The following is a 24,057-nucleotide window of genomic DNA, read 5'->3' on the forward strand; positions in this document are numbered from 1 at the left end:
ACATTAGTTATTTTAAGATCTTGCTATTGACTTCATTTAACAAATAGTACCAAAACCTTTTTATGTAAAAGAAGGATGTTTAAAGGAGTCCCCTTTAGCGGATTCGTAAAATCACAATCACTCCAGACGTTGCACACCAACTATGAGCTTAAACCACTCATAGTTGGCTTAAGAGAACGCAACGATTACACTCATTCAATACTAAGATTCACTCAAACCTAAATACATTCAAAAATAGTTTTTAAATTTCTTGCTGTGCTCGATCAATCTTCAACTGCTCTAACTCACTATTCACCTTGCTTGTATGACGCTCCATATCTCCATCGATATAATCTTTGAACTCAAGGAACTCAGTATACAACTCCAAATGTAGCTGTTCCTGGTTCCGATGTGCAGAAGTAAGTCGTGCTATTGTTTCTATAAGTTCATTCATTTGCTCTTCTACTTGGTTATGTTCAGTTTCGTTATCCTTAACCTTTTCAAACAAATCATCGTGATCAATTTCTCTTAATTGAAGTTGTTGCACTAGCTCTTCCAATTGTTCTTTTTGATTTAATTGCTCTTTTCTAACACTTTTCATTAATTGATCATGGCTTTGAAGATTTTCATTATACTCAGTTAATTGTTCATAGAGATCGTCCTTATTATTTTCGTACTCATCTAGTCTAGCGGCTATTTCCAGGTTCGTTTGTTCAAGCTCATTTAGTTGCTTAACAGTCATATCCTTTTCGAGTACGTACTCATTTAGTTTCATCATTAATTCATTTAGTACATTATGTTTTTGCTTTAACATCGTTTGAACATGTTCATTTAATACCTGTAAGGAATGAGTCTTTTGCTCCTGTCTTACTAATCTATTTGACATCTTTTCACTATTTTCAAGGATTGTCTTCATTTGATACTCGATATGATCAACTCTTGTTGGTGAGTAAAATACGTTCTGATTAGGACGTTCTTTTAGTAGTCTATCCTCTTGATACAATAACGGCTTTACAAAAGAATTTTCTTTGTTATTGTTCTTCACTTCTGCCACTCCTTTCGTCAATATAGTTTTAGTCTATGAATTTATAGGCGATTGAGTGCGTCCACCAAATTCCCGATGGAACACATATCCATACTTGAAACCTAGTCAAGGACTAGGACAGACTGAGACAAAACGCCTTTGAGAAAATAACTCTCAAAGGCGTTTTTACGTAATTCCATCTATTTTCAGTTGGTAGACCTAAGGATTGGTGTCCCCCCAATCCCAGTTGTTTTCATTCATATTATAAAAATAATCTATAAATTGTCTCCAATTTACTTTATAAGGGATCGTTCAAGAGGGAGTAGATTCCCATGTCTCCTCTAAAAAAGCGGACGGGATGGGGGCCGACTCCTGCAGGAGGAGAGGGCAGGTGGAAATCCACCGGCAGAGCCGGTTAGTTCCACGCCCGCCTGCGGAAAGCGTGCCCCCATCCCGGTAGCGGATTCGAAGCAACTTATCATGGTCTTCCTTTCAACTGCAAAAAAGCCTGTCGACAAAGCCTCGTCTTAGCGAGACATTGTCGACAGGCTGACCTAGTCAAGGACTAGGAGTAGATTCTACTTAATTAGTTAAAAATTGACGAATTAGCTGATTCAAAATAGTCGGTTGTTCATGGTGCACCCAATGAGTGGCCTCATCAACAGCAATTAATTGTCCATCTTGACACATTTCAAGACTTCTTTTCGCTAATTCTAAAGGTAAAAATTGATCGTTCTTTCCCCAAATGATACATACAGGGATTGTTATTTTAGAAATAGGCACATGATTTAAACTACCTCTTCGTATCGCTCTATACCAATTTAACATTCCTGTGAGTGAGTAAGGCATCGACCATGCCTCGAGGTACATATGTAATGTATGATCATCAAACGTATTTCGGTTTGACGTCATTCTCAACGCGGTTTTTAACGATTGAAACTGATTGGATTGAAGGAATTTTTCAGGGAGCGTCGGTAGCTGAAAGAAGAGCATATAGGAACTCCGAAGCAATTGGGTTGGCTTCGTATACAGTGCTTTCTTCATTATTTCCGGATGAGGAATATTAATAACAATAAGCCGATTCACATAAGAGGGGTGACTAGCAGCTAAATACCAAGCAACCGCCCCTCCCCAATCATGACCGATGATGCTCGCTTGTTCATAGCCCAGCTGATCAATAATGCCTATGACGTCATCTCGTAAAGTCGTAAGTTTATATGCGTCTATTTCCTCTGGTTTTTCACTTAAATTATAGCCTCTTTGGTCTGGAATGACGACACGATAACCAGCTTTCACTAGAGGAGTAACTTGTTGGTTCCACCCATACCAGAATTCAGGAAATCCATGCAAAAGAATAACAAGTGGTCCGTCTTTTTGACCTGCAATAGCAACATGTAATGTTACTCCATTTGTTTCAATATACGAATGTTCGATCTCGTTCATTGCAAGCCCTCTCTTCTGAGTTAATTAGTCTTATTCTTCTCCTAAAAGGGTCTGCTATACAATGATCGAACCTTCATTCTCGTAAAACACTTTATGCGGTTTCAATGATACCGTATTTGCCATCTTTTCTTTGATAGACAATATTCGTTAACTCAGTTTCGGCATCTGTATAAACAAAAAATTGGTGTCCAAGCAAATGCATTTGGAGAATCGCTTCCTCTGTATGCATCGGCTTTAAGTAAAAGCGCTTGTTCCGAACCACTTGAAGCTCCTCATCTTTTTCAAGCATTTGAGCGATGGGATCAATCACAACCACATTTGATAGCTCCTTACGTACCAACTGCCTAGGTTTTCGATTCACCTTTGTTTTGTATTTACGCACTTGACGTTCTAGCTTATCGACAATTAAATCAATAGCAGCGTACATATCAAGATGTTGTTCTTCAGCACGTAAGAGTAAACCCTTAACAGGAATCGTCATTTCAACTTTTGACCCTTTTTCGTAAACATTTAATTTCACCTGCACTTCAGTCAGGATTGCCCCATCAAAATATTTCTCTAATTTCTCCACTTTTTTTATAATATAATCCTTTAATGCACTCGTTACCTCAACATTTTCGCCACGAATATTAAACCTCATATAGATCTCCTCCAAACTTTTGTTTCTTGCCACGCCCCTATCGTACCTTCTCTCATTACCAGTTTCTGTGATCTTCATCACAATAAAAACGTTAATAAATAAAGTCAGGCCACTAGATCGAGGTAAAAACATACTTTTCACCGTAATCTAGTGGCCCTGATAAGAAGCTTTTTCTATATTACTATTTCTATATTAAATTTACTCTTCAACTCGTTAATTAACTTACTATAATAGCGTTCACTTACAATTCCATGAGCCCCTCTAATAATTTCTTTAGCATAGTGCGTTGGAGGAGCAACTTCATCCTCTTTATGTATAACTAAAAAGGTTAACACATTCTTGTATTCCACCCCTTCTATCATTACGTCTATAAATGCTGGACGATATACATCCGTGTCTACCCCTTCACGCAGGAATAAGTACTTTAGTGCTTCTTGATTTACTTCATATATCTTACCTTCAACCCATTCGGACGATTCAATTAAATCAGCTCTTCCTCCGTCTGCAAAGGGACGAGTATAGGACAATGAATAACCTTGAACAACACCACAACCTTTAAGCTTCCTAAATAAATGATCAACACCTTGCTTTTGAAATCTCTCATGATCCATACAGGAACCGTAAGCAAAATAGAGAAATGATTCGTCTTGAAGATGAAGATGACATTTCCAATCTCCATAACGAATCATTTCAAAGTTCTTCACTTTTGATTCAGGATAAATATAGACATATGCTTGCATTTCACCAAAATCGGTGTGAACCGTTGCAAACACGCGATTATAATCGTTTTTTACACTCTCTCCACCGTAACCTTCAAGCCAATCAATCTGGTCTAGTTGGTTCTCATTCACTTGATATAATTCACCATAGATACGTTGGTTCTTATCTTTAATCATTGTTGGGTATCCTAAACCTGTATCATACATCACTCCATTAACCCAACACTGTCTCGCAAGGCAAATCGCTCCATCTAAATAATGATGATTTACTTCATTCTGTCGTAACGTTCCATAGACAAATACATTCATTACACCACTCCTTAAAACTATAGATAACGAACTAGATGGTTTTAATCATTAGATCCGAACTAATTATTATATAATTGTATTTTTCTCTCTCTAATCTTAAACATTAATGCTTATACATTAATATTCACATAAAATATTTATACTATTTTTGAAATTACAAGGCTAATTTTAACAATTTATTGTATAATGAAGATGATTTAAACGATAAAGGAGAGTGACATTAATGAAAGTAAAAGTGTTAAAGCCAATCTTCGGCGAAACGGCAACAAAATTAGTAAACACTGCTGGAGCATTTCCTGAGACTATTCTAATTAAAAAAGATCATTGGGTAATTGATGCAAAAAGTTTGTTAGGATTATTAGCCATCTCACTACAACCAGATCATGAAGTTATTCTTGAAGTAAGTGATAGTGAGGATACAGCCCCTTTAGATGCATTACTTGCAATTGGTATTTTCGAAAAAATCTAAAGGTAATCTACTTTAATATTTGTAATTAAAAAAGGTTGACCAAAATGTAAGCGGTTAACCTTTTTTAATTTGTCCTATTTTATAGCTCCCTTAATATCATACGAAGAAAGATCGATTTCTGTCTTTAATCCCTGGATCAGCTTAGCTAACTCAGCTCCTAAATACGGTCCTACAGTTAAGCCTGATGAACCTAATCCATTGGCTGCAGTCAACCCCTTAAAACCAGGTATCTCCCCAATTACCGGAAGAAAGTCAGGACTAACAGGTCGAAAACCAACTCTTGTTTCTAATACAGCACTAGTTGCTAATCTAGGAGCAAGCTCAAAGGCCATACCTAGAATTTCATGGAGACCAGCAGCTGTAACTGTTGTATCAAATCCGGTGTCATTTTCATGAGTTGATCCAATTACCATTCTTCCCTCTTCAAAACCAAGTAAATACTTACTCGTCGGAGACATTACAACAGGCCACTCATCACAGTTATTATAATCCGCTAATTGCAAATGAAGGATTTGAGCTTTTTGAGGCTTGATTAGAAATTCGACACCAAGCGGTTCAAATAATTCTTTTGCCCAAGCACCAGCTGTGACAACAACCTGATCTGCTTGCAGAAACTCTCCTTCAACCTTAACCCCATTTACTTGACCTTCACTACAAATGAGTTCCGCATCGCCCTGCTTAAAGACAGCCCCATATTTAATCGCTGTTTTTATTAGTGCAAGACGCAATGCTTTCCCGTTAACACGTGCCCCTCCACTTACATGCAAAGAAGCATACCCATCTGCAAGCAGCGGAAATTGCTTTTGCGTTTCTTGTGGGGATAACCTTGTAATTTCCCCAATCTCAGGTGCATCCTCTCGTCTCTGACGTGCTCTTTTTTCCATTTGGTCAAGTTTCTTCCCATCTGAATGAACACTGATAACACCAACCTTAGCATACCCTGTCTCACTCTCTCCTTCACGCTCTAATCCTTCAATTAATTCTGGATAAAACCTCGCTCCTGCTTTAGCAAGCTGATACCAGGCCTGATTTCGTCGCTGTGAGAGCCAAGGGCAAACAATACCTGCTCCTGCATCCGTTGCTTGACCAGCATCATTTCGATCAATCATTGTCACATCGACACCAGCTCTCGCCAGATGATAAGCCGTTGATGCTCCTAAAATACCTGCCCCGATAATTATGATATGCATATCTACACCTTCGTCTTCTTAATTACTTTTCTGCTTAACAAATCTAGACCTACTTAGTAAAAAGAGGATCCCAATTTCCAATGGGAACCTCACAAACGTTATTATTCAAAACCGACACTAAAGTCGTCTGGATTAGGACCGACTCTGTCTTCTTTGTTAAGTTCAGCAATCTTCTCCATATCCTCTGAAGACAACTCAAAATCAAAAATAGCGGCATTTGCAATAATGCGCTCTTCTTTAATTGATTTCGGTATTGTTACTACTTTCATCTGCAGATCCCAACGAAGAATGACCTGAGCAACTGTTTTATTATATTTCTCAGCAATTTCGCTTAAAATTGGATCATCTAATAATTGTCCTTGCTTAAGTGGAGACCATGCTTCTAATTGAATACCTTCTTGTTCACAGTAAGTAAGAAGCTCCTTCTGTGCAAGTGTTGGATGAAACTCTACCTGATTGACCATTGGTTTAACTTCAGAATCACTTATTAACTCTTTCAAATGATGAACCTGGAAATTACTTACTCCAATTGCACGTACCTTGCCATCCTTATAAAGCTTTTCTAATGCTTTCCAAGTCTCTTTATATTTATCTTTTCCAGGCCAATGGATTAAATATAAATCCAAATAATCAAGGCCTAGTTTTGATAAGCTTGTTTCAAATGCTGCTAGAGTGGAATCATAGCCTTGGTCGCTATTCCAGACTTTGGTCGTAATAAATAAGTCTTCACGAGCGATTCCAGACTCTTTAATTCCTTGTCCGACGCCCTCTTCATTTTTGTAAACAGCTGCTGTATCAATGCTACGATATCCATTTTTGATAGCAGATTTAACTGCATTAATGACTTCTTGTCCTTCTTGAGCCTTGAAAACACCTAAGCCGAACCATGGCATCTTAACACCATTATGTAATGTCGTTGTATCCTGTAAGCTAGTTGGCATATGAATCCTCCTTCATCTGTATGAGATCGCTCTCTATCTACTATATAAACATATTTATCAATAAGAACTCAAATCATATACAAAAAAATAGTCAAAAAACTGCCAGTGCAGAAATTTTGACTTATCCTGTGGACGCTTGTCCTGTTTAATTATCTCGTTTATTTTCTTCTTCTCTCATCTCAAGTGCTAAGGATTGTAGATAAGATGGAATTGGATTTGCATAATGGCAATTGCTACAGTACACCTGAGTGGCAATCCAAAAGTACTCCCTCATGATATACGTTTCAATTGGTTTCGGTGTACCACACTGATCACAAAACATGAGATAGTCCATTTGTTACCCCTCCTTTTTAATATTCTTTTATTGTATTAATACTCGCCGTAGAATAGAACCTACTATGCTTATCTTATTCAACGAATCCTCGTTTGACAGGGGACTAGCGGAGGAGCACAATTTTATTTTAAAAAAGACAGAAGCTAGTCAACTCATTAGAGGTAGTTAGCTTCTGTCTCATGCTTATCCTATTCTTTTGAATCGTTCAGTGATGTGAGCTGTATGGTGCTTTCCGTGCCAAGCGTAATTCGCAACACTTTCCCTTAATGTGATAGTACTCATATGTTCTGGATGAGAAAAAACCTTCTGCAAATCTTCTTCAGTTAGAGATTCAATTAATATACTCCAGCGAGCGTGAAGAGCCTCAAGAAGTTTCAAAGAAATATCAATGTCTAACTTAGAGTCAGCAAGTTGTGCCCACTCACCCTCATCGTACGGTTTGATTGTTGGATTTTCTTCCGTTAATGCTAATTTGAAACGGATATATGCATTCATATGGCTATCAGCTACATGATGAACAACTTGACGAACAGTCCATCCCTGAGGGCGATAAGTTGTATCGAGCTCCACTTCACTTAATCCTTCAACAGCAGCACGTAACTTAGTTGGAAGTTGTTTTATTTCATCAATCCACACCTGGAATAATTGCCCCGACTCTTCTTCATTATATGTAAACAGGCCTATCGGGTATCGTAATGTATCCATATACAATCACACCTTTCTATGGTAATGTCACTTGCCCCTTAATCGTAATTACTGCCTGCCCACCCAGCTTCACTCTCATTTTATTATCTTGAAGAAACGTCTTAATTTTTGTGACACCAGGTCGATTCATCGAATTGCCCTGAACAATCATAAATGAACTGTTTGTTTCAACGATCTCTTCAAGCAAGAAGTATCCTGCTAGTGCACCATTAGCAGAGCCTGTAACGGGGTCTTCATTCACTCCAACTGCTGGAGCGAAGTCTCTTGTATAAGAGAAAAACTCATCCTTTGGTGTATTAAGTGTAAATAAATGTGTTGTAATAATAGAATGTTCTTCATTATACTCCTTAAGCCTTAGAAAATTAGGTACAGCAAGATCAATTGCCTTCATCGTCCTCATAGGGACTATTAGATGCCAATTTCCAGTATGTGCTGCCTTAACAGGATATCTTATGTCGATATCTTTCTCATCAATACCTAGTATTTCTGCTAGTTCTGCTAAATTTAAAGGAATCTCCTTAGATGTTGGTTCTAGCTGAGTCATCGTTATAGATAGCTGTCCTTCTACGTCAGAAAACTCCATTGGAACGAGTCCAATATTTGTTTCAAAGGTTAATAGAGTCGATTGTTTCAGAAAATCAAATTCCTTGGCTAATACCCACGCAGCGGCCAATGTAGCATGACCACAAAAGTCGATTTCGCATGTTGGTGTGTAATAGCATATACGATAATCCGCTTCATCTAGCTGACTCGGAACAAGAAAAGCAGTTTCCGATAAATTCATTTCACTAGCTATTTTACGCATGTCTTCTTCAGTTAGACCTTCTGCAAATGGAACGACACCAGCAGGATTTCCACTAAAAGGTTGATCCGTGAATGAATCAACATGGTAAATGAGATAGTCTCTCATAACCTCACTCCTTCTTGTAAGTCCTTAGTTAATTATACCTCTTAAGCAAAATTAAAACAGAGGATATTCGACCGGCTTTCACAAAATCATCCTCTTTCAATTACACTCAAATAAATCAACCTCAACAGAATATAGAAACCAAGATACGCCCCGGACGTTAGAAACCATAGATTAAGGAAAATACCGTGAATGGTCGTCATAAACACTTCATCTGTTATGAGGATTGCCGAGATAGAATCCGCAGTAATAAAAGCGAAAATGGCAAATGAAAGTAAGGCAAGAAAATTAAAGATAACATGAGCTCTTGACCACTTTTTTTGAATGAAATACATGGATATCGGAACAATGATAATTGATAGAACAATCACTAACTCCATAAAACTATTCACCTTCTCTATTTCTGTAAACTGTCTTCTCCAACCAAGTATAGCCAAAAGAAATGTCTCAGAAACCTTTGTAGGTTTTTGAGACATTTCTTTTTTGGACTATTTAAATGACTAGCAGCTTACACTCTTTCAAAGAATAAAAGTCCAGATAGCTAATCATTATTCAATTAAGGATTCTAGTATGTTTGATGTTGTTTCACTATCTCCACTAAAAATGGGAATAAAGGCAATTAGGGGACGCTCTAACTCAATCCCAATCTCTTTTAGTAATTTACTATCATTTCCAAGTGGGTAGGCATGAACGTTTGTCTCACCGGTCTCTTCATTCACATACTTATATTCATCAGGTACTGTTTTCAATTGTTCATCAGTTAACATATCTAGTGATTTGAAGGCTTCTGGATCGTATACTGATTGAATTAGTGCCTCATCTACTAAAAAAAGGTCAACTTCCTTTGAAATAAATTCAACAATTAATTTTTCATAGAAACCGGCATAAGAACTAAACTCAACATCTGAGCTTGAAGGAGTAGATTCTTGAATCAACCCTTCAAAATCATCATTAAATTCTAGTGGGATATCTGAAAAAAGGGCAACCTTCACACCCGTATCTTCCTCTTCACCGCAACCGCTTACAATTAAGAACATACTAAATAGCAAAAAACCTTTAAGTAATCTTCTCATCGTTCACACCCCTTATCTTCTCTCCCATTACTATACCATTAAAGTGTGAAGACAGTACGTATTAACTGATAAGAGACGACTGAAAAAGAATAAAGACCTTCCCAGTGCCTCTTCATCATAAATATAACTCAATCTTTGTTATAAAAGAGATTCAGCACCATCAATATGAATGACGCTACCTGTAATATGACTTGATAAATCAGAAGATAAGAACGAAACAAGGTCAGCTACCTGCTCAGGTGTACCCGCTTTATGCTCAAGTGGCTGAGAGCCTTCTGGAAATTCAATTGGAATTTTTATCTTTTCAAGTTCCTCTTTATCAGGAAACGTATTTTGCCCTATATTTGTTTTGATAGCACCAGGACAAATCATATTCACTCGTATCCGATATCGTGCCAATTCCAATGCTGCCATTTTGCCAAATGCTACTTGGCCTGCCTTAGATGTACTATAGGCGGACATTCCGAAGCTTCTAAATGTTCTCGTTCCATTGATTGAACTAGTAATTACAATACTTCCACCGTTTGTCTTCATATGCGGGATAGCTAATTTCACAGCCAAAAAGGTACTCCTAAGGTTTGTTCCCAAAGTTTGATCCCAATCCTCTGCTGTTAAATCCTCAATTGGCTCAACTTTCCCATTAATACCCGCATTCGCAAAAACAATATCAAGTCGTCCCCAGTGCTCCAACACATGGTCATAGCTTTCTGCCATTCGATTCGGATCTGAGACATCTGTATCTGTCACTAATGCTTCCACGCCCAGTTCCTCAATTTCCTTTTTGACTAGCTCAGCTTTCTCCTCTTTTAAATCAACTAAGGCAATTTTTGCTCCTTGTTTTGCGAGCTGAAGTGCAGTTGCCCTTCCTATTCCAGAGGATCCACCCGTAACAATAGCTACTTTTCCAGATAAGTTCTTAGCTTCCATCAGCAATCTCCTTTTCAGACTGTATTTGCCGAGTAATATTCCCCATATTCCAGAAAGGTATTCACGGAAATCACACGACAAGTCTAAAAAACGACAGTGATCTTTAAGTCAATTTAACTTTATCTTTGTACATGATATGTGTTTGATTGAAACAAATTTTCAACTTCCTCTTTTGACGAAAGTAAAGCATCACCAAAGATTGTATGCTTCAATGCCCCGGCTGCTGCTGCAAATTGAACTTGGTATTGTTCTTCCTTATCGCAAAGATAAGAATAGAGAAAACCAGCTGTAAATGCATCACCTGCTCCAACTCTATCAATAATATCCAATTGATATTTTTTCGACTGAAATGCTTCTTCACCATTAAAGACAAGTCCTTGGTACTCATTATGTGATGCTGAGACAACCGTACGATAGGATGAAACAATATAATCAAATTGATAGTGTTCATTTACTTTTTTATACAACTTTTTATGATCCATTTTAGTTACAAGATTACTCGTTTCTTCGGGATCGATCCCGAGGAAAGTAGTAAAATCAAGTACACCTGCAAATGCAATATTGACGTATGGCAAAACCTTGGAGAACTTAGCTTTTGCCTCATCTGTGGTCCATAGCTTGCTACGATAATTAAAATCAAAACTAACCTTAATCCCTCGACGATTTGCTTCTTGCATAAATGATCTGGCAAGCAGATAGGCTTCTTCACTAATACCTAACGTAATTCCTGACACATGAAATAAATCGACATTCTCAAAAATTTGATCAAAATTAAATTCACTAATTTCAGCTTCTGAAATGGATGAATGTTTGCGGTCGTAAACCACTCTACTTGATCTAACAGAATAACCATTTTCGAGATAATACAGACCCATCCGTTCACCACCACGGATGATCAAATCAGTATTTACACCAAACCCTCTTAATTGTTGGATAGCAGCATCTGCAATTGGATTATCTGGAAGTTTCGTAATCAAAGCTGTATCAATGCCAAAATGGCTAAGTGCAACGGCAACATTGCCCTCACTCCCCCCGTAATTAACGTCAAAGGATTGACTCCCAATGATGCGATTACGATCTGGAGGGGATAAACGAAGAAGGATTTCCCCTAGTGTTACTACTCTTTTCATTTAATCAACTCCCCATTTGAGTTCGAACTTCTTCAATTTTCTTAATAAACTGGCGAGCAGTTTCAGAAATATCTTCTGATGTTCCTTTTGCGAGCTGCCCGCCTACACCGACTGCACAAACACCTGCTTTGATCCATTCTTGAACATTATCGAGACCAACTCCACCAGTCGGCATAATGTCTAGCTGTGGAAGTGGTGCTTTTAAATCTTTAACAATGGCTGGACCAAACATTCTCCCAGGAAATAGCTTAATAACATCACAGCCGTTTTCAAGAGCTGATTTCATCTCAGTAATCGTCATGCATCCAGGCATGTAAGGTATTTTGTATAAGTTACATAGTTTTGCTGTTTCTGTATCGAATGATGGCGAAACGATAAACTCTGCACCTGCTAGCATAGCAAGACGTGCTGTTGTTACATCTAGTACTGTTCCAGCACCAATTAGAATATCCTTCGGTAACTCTTGTTTTAGTTGTGAGATAACAGCCGAGGCATCCGGTGTCGTATAGGTTAACTCAATAACCTTCACACCACCCTCCGTACACGCTTTGGAAATGCGAATTGCTTCTTCCGCATTCTCCCCACGGACAACAGCTACTAAAAGATTGCTTGAAATGTTTTTAATGACTTCATATTTTTTCATCCTAATCCCATCCTTTACACACCAGAATATGCTAGGAATCCACCGTCCACCGGAACAGTAATTCCTGTTACAAAACCAGACATTTGATGATCAGCTAGCCAAATTAATGTACCCAAAAGATCCTCAGGCTTTCCAAATCTCCCCATTGGTGTATGGGCCATAATCTTATCTGAACGAGGTGTTAACGAACCATCTTCATTTGTTAATAATTTTCGGTTTTGCTCAGTGAGGAAAAATCCAGGAGCAATCGAATTTACTCTTATGCCAACTTCAGCCATATGAACAGCTAACCATTGGGTGAAATTATCAATCCCAGCTTTTGCTGCACTATAAGCTGGCACTTTCGTCATCGGTGAGGGGGCACTCATTGATGACATATTAATTACTGTTGCACCAGGACGATTAATCATTTTCTTAGAGAAAACTTGTGTTGGGATAATTGTTCCAACTAGGTTCAGATTAAAAACAAACTGAAAGCCCTCAGTTGTCATATCATAAAACGTCTTTAGAGCATCATTGTCCAAGTCCTCTGCCTTCAACGTTTCATTCGTTGTTGTACCATCAGGATGATTTCCTCCAGCACCATTGATTAAAATATCACATATACCTAATTGTTCTGTTACGATTTCTTCCGCTTCTTTTACACTTTTGGCATCAAGAACATCGCATGATATAGCAAGTGCCACCCCACCAGCTGCTATAATTTCTTGCTCAACAATTTTCCCCTTTTCGAGATTCCGATTTAATATTGCAACCTTAACACCTTGGCGACCGAGTTCCCTTGCCATTGCTCCACAAAGCACTCCACTTCCACCTGTGATCACGGCTACTTTTCCTTTTAAATTGTCACTCATCGTAATCATGTTAGGCTTCTCTCCTTTTTCATCTCAAGTGCATCCCATATTCCCCATAAATACATGATCCCAAGGGCACGGTCATACAGTCCATAACCAGGTCTGCATTCCTCACCCCAAATATGTCGACCATGGTCTGGTCTTGCGTACCCTTCAAACCCGCTGTCATGCAAGGCTTTGACAATACTTAACAGGTCAACGGTTCCGTCAGATGAACGGTGCGAGGTTTCAATAAAATCTCCATTTCCATATGTTTTCACATTACGGAGATGAGCAAAATGGATTCGTTCTGAGAATGCTCTTACCATTTCACTTACATTATTTTCAAGGTTAGCACCTAATGAACCGCTGCAAATGGTTAAGCCATTATAAGGATCATCTACAAGCTCTAAAAAACGAGCAATATTTTGATGATTTGTCATTATTCTTGGCAATCCGAAAACAGAAAACGGAGGATCATCAGGATGAATGGCCATCTTGATATCGTGTTCCCTAGCAACCGGAATAATTTGTTCTAAAAAGTATTGGAGGTTACTCCATAAATTCTCTTCTGTAACATCCTTATACAGTTCAAAAAGCTTTGATAAATCCTTTAATCTCTCAGGCTCCCAGCCAGGCATAGTCAGTGTAGAGTTTTCAGCGATTTGCTTTACTAGTTCGATTGGATCTGTGTTCTCTAACTTAGCTTTTTCAAAAAAGAGAGCTGTAGAACCATCGTCTAATTCTTTGAAAAGATCTGTCCGAGTCCAATCAAATACAGGCATAAAGTTATAACAAATAACCTTCACTCCCACTTGGGCTAGACGTTCAATTGTCTTTTTATAGTTTTCAATATATTCATCTCTTGTCGAAAGCCCTAGCTTAATATCTTCGTGAATGTTAACGCTCTCAACAACATCAATTGTTAAACCGAGACGATCTGCTTCGGTCTTCACCTCATGTATTCTGCTTAATGGCCATGCCTCACCCGCTGGTACATCATGTAATGCCCAAACGATTCCTTCTACACCAGGTATCTGTTTAATATGTTCAAGTGAAATTAAATCATTTCCTTCACCAAACCAACGAAAGACCATTCTCATTGCGACCTCTCCTTTTCTAGATATGTAACATCCAAATACTCTTGAATATTGTAATAACAAATGTCTTTCACGATCTTCCCTATATGATCAAGATCATTTGGATATTCTCCATTTTCTACCCACTTCCCGATGATATTGCAAAGAATTCTCCTAAAGTACTCATGTCTTGTATAGGATAAGAGACTACGAGAATCCGTTAACATTCCGATAAATTTTGATAACAAACCAACATTAGCAAGCGTTTTAAGTTGGTCTTCCATCCCATCACGTTGATCATTAAACCACCATGCTGTGCCGTGTTGAATTTTTCCTGGGATCTCACTTTGAAAGTTACCTGCCATTGTCGCAAGCATATAATTATCTCTTGGGTTTAAACCGTAAAGGATCGTTTTAGGTAATTCATTCGTCACTTCAAGATGATTAAGAAAGCTCCCTAAGTCAGCTGCATAGCTGAAATCAGCTATAGAATCGAAGCCAGTATTCATTCCAACTTGAGCAACCATTCTTTTATTTACCCCTCTAAGACCACCAATATGGAGCTGCATGGCCCATCCTTTACGAGCATAAAGTCTCCCTAGTGCTACTAGGACTGCGGTCTTAAATTTAATAACCTCTTCTGTAGACAATGAATTTCGTTCACGAGCTTGTTGGAAGATTGACTCCACTTCTTCTTCAGAATAATTACGGTAAAATCCTGTATCCAAGCCATGGTCAGAAAGGCGGCACCCTACTTCATGAAAGTAATTAATTCGTATTTCAAGTGCCTTCTTAAAATCAGTAAAGGTCCTTATAGCCGTATCAGATACTTGTTCAAGCTCCCCTATATAGTCAAGAAAACCATCTACCTCTATATTAAAAGCCCTATCTGGTCGGAAGGTCGGTAATACGTCAACTTCAAAAGAGGAATCCTCTTTTAATTGCTTATGATGAATAAGTGAATCAACCGGATCGTCAGTCGTACAAAGCATTTTCACATTAAATTGTTTAATAATCCCTCTAGCTGACAGACGTTCCTTTTTTAATTCTTGATTACACGCCTCCCATATTTTCTCAGCACTATTTTTATTTAAACTATCAAAAATTCCAAAGCAACGCTGTAATTCAAGATGGGTCCAGTGATATAACGGATTTCCTATGAGGTCTGGAACTAGTTCGGCCCATTTCATAAATTTTTCTTTTTCACTTTTATTTCCAGTAATATAAGCTTCAGGAACTCCAAAAGTACGTAGCATTCTCCATTTATAATGATCTTCACCTAACCACATTTCTGCCATTGATGAAAACTGTCTATTTTCAGCAATTTCTTTTGCCGACAAGTGGCAGTGATAATCAATAATTGGCATGTTTTTCGCAAACTCATGGTAAAGAGTACGTGAGGTTCTCGTTTCCAGTAAAAAATCTTCTCCTAAGAACGGCTTCAACTTAATCATCCTTTCCTCGCTAGTATGGTAGCGATTACAAAATAAGACGTATTTATTATTCTGAAACGTAGATTATTAATGAGCTCGCCTTGTAATTAATCTTGCAAAATGATCAACGCTTTGGTCTTGCCAAGGAGGGGAAATTCACCCCACCTCCTTTTTTGAAGAATCTATTTAAAATAATTCGGATATGTTTCCTTTAGCTGGGATAGGTCTTTACTCACTAGATCTAAATGTTCAGCTAATATCTTTTCTGCTTCTGCCTTCTCGTGATATTTAATCAATCTAATCATTTCTTCATGCTGAAATAAAATCGTCTCTAAATGATCGTATTTAACGAGACTAAGCATGCGAACACGATTGACGTGTACGTTCATTTGTTGGATCACAGTCCATACCCTCTTCTTCCCACACCCTACAGCAATTGTCTGATGGAATTCCTCGTCAAGAAGAAACAATCTATCGTAATCCCTTACTTCGACACACTTCTTTTGCATATGAAGATTAAATTCAAGCTGTTGCAAGTAGTCGTTGGGAAGGTGATCACATGCTAAGCCAAAAATGGCTTTTTCAAGATGTCTACGAATAAAACGAGCTTCCTCAACATGCTCTAGATCTATGAGAGCTACAAATGAACCTCTTTGAGGATATACTTCAAGTAATTCGTCTTGGACTAGCTTAACAAAAGCTTCTCTTACTGGGGTCCTGCTCACTTCTAATCTTTCCGAAATGTCTTTCTCAGAAATGCTCTCACCCGGCTCAAGCTTTAGTGAAATCATATTTTCTTTTAAGCTTTGATAGACGAAATCACGAGTAGAAGCGTATTTCTTTCGAGTCTCTTGATCAATTTTCATGTTGTTCACTCCTTACTGTTCATACTACCATACAAGTATACATGTGTATAGTGTGAAAAAGTTAGCAGACCCATCCTGCTAACTCCACCTATTATCTGTAGTTAATAAACTGAACATCAATTGATAAATCTGCACCACGAACTGCTGCAATAATTGCTTGGAGATCATCTCGATTTTTACCGGTTACGCGTACTTGATCATCCTGAACTTGGCTTTTTACTTTCACTCCACTATTTTTAATTATTGTATTAATCTTTTTTGCATTTTCCTTGTCAATTCCCTGAATCAGCTTGGCACGTTGACGAACGGTACCACCTGATGCTCCCTCTATCTTTCCATAATCAAGATTTTTGATCGAAACATCACGCTTGATCAGTTTGGAAATTAACACGTCTTTCAACTGATCTAATTTATATTCATCATCAGAGATAAGAACTAATTCTTCATTGTCTAGGGAAATATTACTTTTACTTCCTTTAAAGTCATAACGAGTCTGAATTTCTTTCGTTGCCATCGTAACTGCATTCGTCACTTCTGAAAAATCAATTTTTGAAACAATATCGAATGAACTTTCTTTTGCCATTGTTTACCTCCAAAGGGTTATTTCATCTTATTATAGATGAAAAACGATCAGGTTAACAACCTTAATGGGTGAGTATGTCGCATATATATAAACTTTCTATGGCCTAAACTTTAATTTGACTATTTCTTCTGAAAAACATCCTTTGGTATACTTTCTAAACAACATTCAGTAGGGGGTTAATCTATGTTGAAAACAGTTACGATTGAAAATGAAACGATTCGTTCATTTAAAAGGAATTGGAAAAAATGCATTGGAACTGGCAGACTTGGTCTTGCCCTACAAAAGGAATATTTAGAACATCTCGAAACAATACAAAAGTCTATTCAATTTGACTACATACGCGGGCATGGTCTATTAAGTGATGACGTCGGCATTTACCGTGAAATGGAGATTAATGGTGAGAAGAAACCATTTTATAATTTCACTTATATTGATCGGATCTTTGATGCATTTCTTGACCTAGGTCTACGTCCTTTTGTTGAATTTGGTTTTATGCCAAAGCTATTAGCTTCCGGAGACCAGACGATTTTTTATTGGGAAGGAAATGTTACTCCACCGAATGATTATCAGAAATGGGCTAATCTAATTAAGGCATGTGTCTCTCATTTTATTGACCGCTATGGGATTGAAGAAGTTCTCGAATGGCCGTTTGAAGTTTGGAACGAGCCAAATCTAGTGAATTTCTGGAAGGATGCAAACAAGGAGGAATATTTCAAGCTTTATCACATTACTACAGAAGCAATAAAAGAAATCCATCCAGACCTGCAAGTAGGTGGTCCTGCAATTTGTGGTGGTTCAGATGAATGGATTGTTGATTTTCTTAATTTCTGCAAAAATGAAAGCGTTCCCGTGGACTTCGTAAGTAGACATGCATATACGTCTAAGCCACCTACGAAGATTACGACGGAGTACTACTATCAAGAACTGGTAGATAATACAGATATGCTTGAACAGTTTCGAAGTGTGCGAGAAATGATAGATCAATCACCGTTTCCAGAATTGCCTTTTCATATTACTGAGTACAACACTTCTTATAGTCCAATTAATCCCGTCCATGATACGACGCTAAATGCTGCGTATCTTGCTCGAATTTTAAGTGAAGCTGGGGACTATGTTGATTCATTCTCTTATTGGACATTTAGTGATGTCTTTGAGGAACTTGATGTGCCTAAATCCCAATTCCACGGGGGATTCGGCCTAATAGCATTAAATCATATTCCAAAACCTACATTCCATTTATTTGCTTTTTTTAATCATTTAGGAGAAAGGGTTCTTTATCGTGACGAGCAAGCAATCGTGACTCAAAGGAAAGATGGATCTATTGTATTAATTGCCTGGAATTTAGTCATGGAAAAAGGGGATGACTTTAACACCGAAGTTGAATTCTCGATCCCAGTTCCGTCGTCAGTTCTATTTCTAAAAAGACAAACAATTGATGAGAATCATGCGAATCCGTGGAAGGTTTGGCAACAGTTAGGACGTCCTAGGTTTCCAGATAAGCAAACCATTCATACCCTTCAACAAACATCAATACCTTTCGTTCGGACCTCTCGAGAGCAAACAGTTGATGGCACGCTGACTGTATCAATTACTTTAACGAAGAACGAAGTGACATTGATTGAAATACAACCAATTAACGATGAATCAGACAGTTACCATGGCTTAGATGATCGTTTAATTACGTCCTATTAACCTTTTAAAATCGTCAACCAATTACTAGGAGGTTCAACAATGAAAAAAACGGCTGGAGCTTTTCATACAGGTCAATATCGTAATCTTTTTAAAGAATATGGCTATAGCGAATCAGAAATCGAGACGAGATTACAAGATACATGGAGAGAATTATTCTTTGGTGATGAAGATTCTAGAATTTATCACGAAGAAGGGGAAAACTTTGGTTACTTTGTTGATACTGGTAATAATGATGTTCGTACAGAAGGGCAATCCTACGCCATGATGATGGCTGTTCAAATGAATAACAAAGACGTGTTTGATCGAGTCTGGAATTGGACGAAAACATATATGTATATGGATAGTGGTACACATGCCGGCTATTTTGCTTGGTCTTGTCAAACCGATGGAACCAAGAATGCTCATGGGCCCGCTCCTGATGGTGAAGAGTTCTTTGCAATGGCTTTATTTTTTGCTTCCCATCGTTGGGGGGATGGACCATCTCCTTTTAACTACAGTCAGCAAGCAAAGGACATCCTTGATGCTTGTCTTCATAAAGGTGAGCACAATGACGGATATCCAATGTGGAATCCAGAAAATCACTTAATAAAATTTGTACCGGAAGTTGAGTTTTCTGATCCTTCTTATCATCTTCCCCATTTCTATGAACTTTTTAGTTTATGGGCAAATGAAGAAGATCGTCCATTTTGGAAAAGTGCTGCACAAGCTAGTCGCGATTATATTAAGCTTTCCTGTCATCCTGAAACAGGTCTCGCTCCGGAGTATGCCCATTATGACGGAACTCCTAATCATATACGAGGATTCGGATATTTCTTTAGTGACTCATATCGACTCGCAGCAAATATTGGACTTGACTATGAATGGTTTCGCATAGACACCTGGCAAACAGAAGAAGCAAACAAAATTCAAGCATTCTTTATCGACAAAGATATAGAAGATTATCGCCGGTATACGATTGAAGGAGTAGCTTTTGACGAAAAGTCGTTACATCCAGTCGGTCTGCTTGCAACGAACGCTATGGCTTCACTTGCTTCTTCTGATGGACCATATGCTAAAGCAACCGTAGACCTTTTTTGGAAGACTCCATTGCGAACTGGCGATAGACGATATTATGATAATTGTCTTTATTTTTTCAGCTTGCTTGCTTTAAGTGGAAACTACAAAATTTACTTTCCAAATACAAATAACTAAATCATCAAAGAAACCCCATCAAAAGGCTATTTCCCTTTTGATGGGGTCTTAATTTTTCAATATTTGTTGTAAACCACCTTCTACACACTTTCACCAACAACATCTTCCAAATCTTCTTTGCGTCTTTCTAATCGTACAAAGGCATAATATGCATTTCCCATAATGATAAATCCGATCACACTAAAGCTAAACAATGGGATTAATCCAGGAATCATTCTGAACACAAAATATAGAGCGATTAAGCTGAGCAGCATAAGTATAGTCATTAACGGACTAATTACGCCGATCATCAGTGAATGTTTAATATATTGAAAGAACTTCAGGTCGTAATGAACATATACAGGGATAAGATAAGCAAGTAACAATAAATATAATATACCAGCGATAAACAAAAATGCTGTAAAAATAAGATTTAACATACCATCTACTGTACCTAGATAGACAAAATCAACGTATAGAATATAACCTACTATTGCTAAAAACAAACCTAAGCCATTCCCTTTGATAAACTCATTCTTGTACGTTCTTGCGTATAACTTAAAAATAGGCGTATCTCTTTCTCCCATGAGCCACTTTCGATAGACGGTAAACATGGCAATCGTTGAGGGCATGATTCCTAAAACAATTAGTCCAAGCAATGTAAATAAGATCCATAATATATTTAAATAGGCGAATAACATGATTCGCTCAGCAACCCGGTAGAACCCACCCATAGCTCCTTGGCCATCCATAAATTTCCCCCTAACATCGCATTGTAACCCCTTTCATTATAACATTGTTTAGATGAGGTTAACATATGCAAAGAGGCTATCTCATATAGAATAATTTAGACTATTTGAGATAGCCTCTCCGACTTTCACCTAATAGATCACTCTATTTTCTTTATCTTTTATTCCTGATTTGCGGTAGAAATATGTATTGATCATATCTCTCCACTCTTTAGCATTTTCAATTTGCTCTTCTAATCTTTCGTTAACTGAGTGAAACCGTTCCTCATCAATCGCTTGCTGCAAAGCCTCCCACTTTTCCTTCAGAGCTATTGCCTGATCAACGCCTTCAAAATGAGTATTATAGATATGTTGGATGACAGTTTCTCCTGATTTCAGCAAATGAGTATACGGAACATGATGGAAAAATAAAAGCAATTCATCTGGACAAGTCTTAAGTGACTCATAGTATTTCATATTTTCTTCAAAATATTGAGACGTGTATCCAGTGCCACTCGTCACTGTTCGATCAACACCAATGCCTTGCCAATCTGCAAAATGATATGTTCCCCAAACTGAGTATTCATAGCCATCAACATTTGGACCATAATGATGGTTAGGATTGACCATCCAGCCTACACCCAATGGAGCGGTGTAACTTTCGTAGATCTGCCAGGAACTAAGAAGCATTGCTGAAATATTTTCAATAACAGCTGAGTTATTTCCAAATGTTGCTCTAGCCCACTCATCAACAATATCTTCATTTGAAAGATTAGGGTCCCAGATAAGTCGTCCATAACCAAATAAATTAGCTTGTGCAAGCTGATGCCCACACCAATTCGTATCGTTACCAATATTTGAAACAGCCGCGATCCCACTTAACTTACTTTCATACATTGAGCCATCAACAATTGATTTCACCGTTGAACCTTGCCCTTTGGCATACGTATCAAAGTCTAGAATCTCCTTCCACTGTGGAATTAGGAAGCAGACATGTCGCTGCTGACCCGTATACTCCTGTGCAACTTGAAATTCAATCATCTGATTTGTGTCCCTCATTGCTCCAAATAGCGGAGAGACCGGCTCTCTTACTTGAAAATCCATTGGACCGTTTTTAATTTGTAAAATAACATTATTATGGAATTGACCATCAAGTGGTTTAAAGTGATCATACGCAGCTCTAGCCCGATCTGTGGAACGATCCCTCCAATCCTGCATACAGTTGTATACAAAGCATCTCCAAATGACAATTCCACCAAATGGTTCTAATGCTTCTGCTAGCATATTGGAACCATCTGCATGATTTCGTCCATACGTAAAAGGTCCAGGTCTATGCTCTGAATCAGCCTTTACGACGAATCCACCAAAATCTGAGATATAACTATACACTTCTTTTACTTTATCTTTCCACCATGCTTTAACTCCCTCATCTAGCGGATCCGCTGTTGTTAAATCACCTAGTTCCATCGGACTTGCATAATTTGCACTTAAATATGTCGTTATCCCGTATGTTCTGAATACATCAGCAACCTTTGCGACATCTGGTAGAAATGTCGTAATAAGACTTGTTTCAACAGCATGAACATTGACATTATTAATTGAGATTGCATTTATCCCCACTGAAGATAGGAGTCTGGCGTAATCTTTAATTCGGTCATAATCACGAATAAAGTCATCGTCCTTATAGAAAATTGACTCCCCAGCATATCCACGTTCAACACTTCCATCCATATTATCCCACTGATTGATCATCCGTATTTGATTGCGAGGACTTTCAACGATATCGAGATTATCAAGACTATGTTCTGCTTGAATCAAACGAAGCAAATGAAAGGTAGCATATAAAACCCCTTTGTCAGACTTTCCAGCTAATAATATATATGATCCCTCTTCATGTTTCACAGTCTTAATCAAATAACCTTCTTCATTAATCTTTCTTATTTCAGGAAATTCATCTACATTTAGCTGCTCTGATGTCGCTAATCGAATATGATTGGACGTTACTGTCTCTGAAGCTATTTGTGGCTCTTCACCAATCATGATTGAAATCGCTCTTGTCAATTCTTCTTTAGCAGCCTGAACGATCCTTGTATCTACTAAATGAACAATTCGACTACACCATCGGCTTATTTCTCTTATATTCTCCTGACTCGTAACAAGATCGTACTTAAGCCACGCTTTATATCCTTCAGCATTCTTAACATCTACACTCATCGTTACCCCTCCTATTATTAAAAACTAGTTACAGTCGTTAGAGCTTCTTTCGGTCTATGGTTTTCATCGAATAAAAACGGCCAATTCTTTCTCCCTCTCACTGGAAAATCAGATAACCAAGTATAATCATCTGCAGCTCCCCAAAACGTCACAGAGGTAATCACCTCTCGATACTCTCTAAATACCTTAAAAAATGCTTCAAACCGTTCTGCTTGTAATTCCTTCATTTCGTCTGTGGGTTGTTTAAGATCTGTTCGGCGATCCTCCCAATCAAAAACAGATACATCCATCTCTGTTATTTGTACTTGTAACCCTAAAGAAGCATATAATTCAATTGCTCGTCGAATGTTATCAATCGTTGGTAAATGAATATTCCAATGAGCTTGCATCCCCACACCATGAATCGGCACTTCTTTCTCAATCAACGATTTCACAAGTCGGAAAATTTTATCCCTTTTTACTGGCTCAGATTCGTTATAGTCATTATAGAAAAGAGAGGCTGTTGGATCAGCTTCATGAGCGAAGAAAAAGGCTTTCTCAATAAAATCTTCTCCCACAATATCAAGCCATTTAGAAGCACGTAAAAATTGACTACTTTCATCAGCAATCGCTTCATTTACGACATCCCAACAATCTACTTTCCCTGCATAACGCTTAACAACTGTTTGAATATGAGATTTCATTCGTTCTAATAACCTTTGACGATCAATTGTGGTACCTGTAGTGTCGTGAAACATCCATTCAGGCATTTGATTATGCCAAACAAGAGTGTGACCTCTAACTGCCATGTTATGATCTTGTGCAAACTGTACGATTCGATCAGATTTTTCAAAAGAGAAGACACCTTCTTCAGGTTGAAGCATTTCTGGTTTCATTTCATTTTCTGCTGTAAGACTATTGAATTGTTTTTTTAATAATTCACTCGCAGAATGTAATGTTCTTTCGTTCACAGCTGCTCCGATACGAAAATAGTTACTATAGCTTTCCTTTAAAATAGGAGCTTTTTTATTTTCCAGCTTATCCATA

General features: G+C 37.9%; 25 protein-coding genes. 3 read left to right on the forward strand and 22 right to left on the reverse strand.

Features of this window, described 5'->3' with window-relative positions:
* Positions 1-241 precede the first annotated feature (241 nt).
* From J7W16_RS07535 to J7W16_RS07550, 4 genes are all read right to left on the reverse strand, one after another.
* Positions 242-1,024: a coiled-coil domain-containing protein gene (locus J7W16_RS07535; protein ID WP_210596692.1), complete on the reverse strand. Its 783-nt coding sequence runs from the start codon at positions 1,022-1,024 to the stop codon at positions 242-244.
* A 561-nt stretch (positions 1,025-1,585) separates the two neighbouring features.
* Positions 1,586-2,446 (reverse strand): alpha/beta fold hydrolase, encoded by an 861-nt coding sequence (locus J7W16_RS07540; RefSeq protein ID WP_210596693.1) that lies wholly within the window; start codon positions 2,444-2,446, stop codon positions 1,586-1,588.
* Positions 2,447-2,537: 91 nt separating this feature from the next.
* Positions 2,538-3,086, reverse strand: coding sequence for a ribosome hibernation-promoting factor, HPF/YfiA family (hpf, locus tag J7W16_RS07545; RefSeq protein WP_210596694.1), 549 nt, complete (start codon positions 3,084-3,086; stop codon positions 2,538-2,540).
* A 173-nt stretch (positions 3,087-3,259) separates the two neighbouring features.
* On the reverse strand, positions 3,260-4,114 hold the full coding sequence (locus tag J7W16_RS07550) for a gamma-glutamylcyclotransferase family protein (protein WP_210596695.1): 855 nt from the start codon (positions 4,112-4,114) through the stop codon (positions 3,260-3,262).
* Between the two features lie 223 nt (positions 4,115-4,337).
* On the opposite strand from J7W16_RS07550, the gene J7W16_RS07555 reads away from it, so the two are divergent.
* The gene (locus J7W16_RS07555) at positions 4,338-4,583 is read left to right on the forward strand and encodes an HPr family phosphocarrier protein (RefSeq protein WP_210596696.1); all 246 of its coding nucleotides are present in this window, start codon (positions 4,338-4,340) and stop codon (positions 4,581-4,583) included.
* Positions 4,584-4,657: 74 nt separating this feature from the next.
* Here J7W16_RS07555 and J7W16_RS07560 read toward each other — a convergent pair whose 3' ends face one another.
* The 15 genes from J7W16_RS07560 to J7W16_RS07630 all read right to left on the reverse strand — a co-directional run bounded on the left by J7W16_RS07560 (position 4,658) and on the right by J7W16_RS07630 (position 17,227).
* Positions 4,658-5,773, reverse strand: coding sequence for an NAD(P)/FAD-dependent oxidoreductase (locus J7W16_RS07560; protein WP_210596697.1), 1,116 nt, complete (start codon positions 5,771-5,773; stop codon positions 4,658-4,660).
* Between the two features lie 101 nt (positions 5,774-5,874).
* Positions 5,875-6,714, reverse strand: coding sequence for an aldo/keto reductase (locus tag J7W16_RS07565; protein ID WP_210596698.1), 840 nt, complete (start codon positions 6,712-6,714; stop codon positions 5,875-5,877).
* Between the two features lie 145 nt (positions 6,715-6,859).
* Positions 6,860-7,048, reverse strand: coding sequence for a hypothetical protein (locus J7W16_RS07570; protein WP_210596699.1), 189 nt, complete (start codon positions 7,046-7,048; stop codon positions 6,860-6,862).
* A gap of 183 nt (positions 7,049-7,231) precedes the next feature.
* Positions 7,232-7,753, reverse strand: coding sequence for a YfiT family bacillithiol transferase (locus tag J7W16_RS07575; RefSeq protein ID WP_210596700.1), 522 nt, complete (start codon positions 7,751-7,753; stop codon positions 7,232-7,234).
* A 16-nt stretch (positions 7,754-7,769) separates the two neighbouring features.
* A complete protein-coding gene (locus tag J7W16_RS07580; protein WP_210596701.1) occupies positions 7,770-8,663 on the reverse strand; it encodes a PhzF family phenazine biosynthesis protein in 894 nt (297 codons plus the stop codon).
* A gap of 86 nt (positions 8,664-8,749) precedes the next feature.
* Entirely contained in the window at positions 8,750-9,040 is a 291-nt protein-coding gene (locus tag J7W16_RS07585) for a transposase (protein WP_210596702.1), read from the reverse strand.
* 168 nt (positions 9,041-9,208) lie between these two features.
* Complete coding sequence (locus J7W16_RS07590) at positions 9,209-9,733, reverse strand: hypothetical protein (RefSeq protein ID WP_210596703.1); 525 nt, start codon at positions 9,731-9,733, stop codon at positions 9,209-9,211.
* Positions 9,734-9,871: 138 nt separating this feature from the next.
* On the reverse strand, positions 9,872-10,660 hold the full coding sequence (locus J7W16_RS07595) for an SDR family oxidoreductase (protein WP_210596704.1): 789 nt from the start codon (positions 10,658-10,660) through the stop codon (positions 9,872-9,874).
* A gap of 119 nt (positions 10,661-10,779) precedes the next feature.
* On the reverse strand, positions 10,780-11,790 hold the full coding sequence (locus tag J7W16_RS07600) for a sugar kinase (RefSeq protein ID WP_210596705.1): 1,011 nt from the start codon (positions 11,788-11,790) through the stop codon (positions 10,780-10,782).
* A 4-nt stretch (positions 11,791-11,794) separates the two neighbouring features.
* Entirely contained in the window at positions 11,795-12,433 is a 639-nt protein-coding gene (locus J7W16_RS07605) for a bifunctional 2-keto-4-hydroxyglutarate aldolase/2-keto-3-deoxy-6-phosphogluconate aldolase (protein ID WP_210596706.1), read from the reverse strand.
* 14 nt (positions 12,434-12,447) lie between these two features.
* Entirely contained in the window at positions 12,448-13,296 is an 849-nt protein-coding gene (locus J7W16_RS07610) for an SDR family oxidoreductase (protein WP_210596707.1), read from the reverse strand.
* The gene (gene uxuA, locus J7W16_RS07615; RefSeq protein WP_210596708.1) at positions 13,293-14,369 is read right to left on the reverse strand and encodes a mannonate dehydratase; all 1,077 of its coding nucleotides are present in this window, start codon (positions 14,367-14,369) and stop codon (positions 13,293-13,295) included. Before uxuA ends, J7W16_RS07610 begins: the two co-directional genes overlap by 4 nt.
* Complete coding sequence (gene uxaC / locus J7W16_RS07620) at positions 14,366-15,790, reverse strand: glucuronate isomerase (protein WP_210597212.1); 1,425 nt, start codon at positions 15,788-15,790, stop codon at positions 14,366-14,368. The genes uxuA and uxaC overlap by 4 nt, the downstream gene beginning before the upstream one ends.
* Positions 15,791-15,960: 170 nt before the next feature.
* Positions 15,961-16,644 carry a GntR family transcriptional regulator gene (locus J7W16_RS07625; RefSeq protein ID WP_210596709.1) on the reverse strand — a complete coding sequence of 228 codons (684 nt, stop codon included), beginning with the start codon at positions 16,642-16,644 and terminating at the stop codon, positions 15,961-15,963.
* A gap of 91 nt (positions 16,645-16,735) precedes the next feature.
* Positions 16,736-17,227 (reverse strand): YajQ family cyclic di-GMP-binding protein, encoded by a 492-nt coding sequence (locus J7W16_RS07630; RefSeq protein ID WP_210596710.1) that lies wholly within the window; start codon positions 17,225-17,227, stop codon positions 16,736-16,738.
* A gap of 186 nt (positions 17,228-17,413) precedes the next feature.
* Here J7W16_RS07630 and J7W16_RS07635 point away from each other — a divergent pair, with 186 nt between their 5' ends.
* Both J7W16_RS07635 and J7W16_RS07640 read left to right on the forward strand, forming a co-directional pair.
* Positions 17,414-18,919 (forward strand): GH39 family glycosyl hydrolase, encoded by a 1,506-nt coding sequence (locus tag J7W16_RS07635; RefSeq protein WP_419095825.1) that lies wholly within the window; start codon positions 17,414-17,416, stop codon positions 18,917-18,919.
* A gap of 39 nt (positions 18,920-18,958) precedes the next feature.
* Positions 18,959-20,110 carry a family 8 glycosyl hydrolase gene (locus J7W16_RS07640; RefSeq protein ID WP_210596712.1) on the forward strand — a complete coding sequence of 384 codons (1,152 nt, stop codon included), beginning with the start codon at positions 18,959-18,961 and terminating at the stop codon, positions 20,108-20,110.
* An 80-nt stretch (positions 20,111-20,190) separates the two neighbouring features.
* Here J7W16_RS07640 and J7W16_RS07645 read toward each other — a convergent pair whose 3' ends face one another.
* The 3 genes from J7W16_RS07645 to J7W16_RS07655 form a co-directional block, all read right to left on the reverse strand.
* Entirely contained in the window at positions 20,191-20,841 is a 651-nt protein-coding gene (locus J7W16_RS07645; protein ID WP_210596713.1) for a YesL family protein, read from the reverse strand.
* 129 nt (positions 20,842-20,970) lie between these two features.
* On the reverse strand, positions 20,971-23,031 hold the full coding sequence (locus J7W16_RS07650) for an alpha-glucuronidase family glycosyl hydrolase (RefSeq protein ID WP_210596714.1): 2,061 nt from the start codon (positions 23,029-23,031) through the stop codon (positions 20,971-20,973).
* Between the two features lie 17 nt (positions 23,032-23,048).
* On the reverse strand, positions 23,049-24,056 hold the full coding sequence (locus tag J7W16_RS07655; protein WP_210596715.1) for an endo-1,4-beta-xylanase: 1,008 nt from the start codon (positions 24,054-24,056) through the stop codon (positions 23,049-23,051).
* Position 24,057: the final 1 nt, after the last annotated feature.

The organism is Halalkalibacter suaedae (assembly GCF_017939705.1).
GTDB classification, from domain to species: Bacteria; Bacillota; Bacilli; order Bacillales; family Bacillaceae_D; genus Halalkalibacter; species Halalkalibacter suaedae.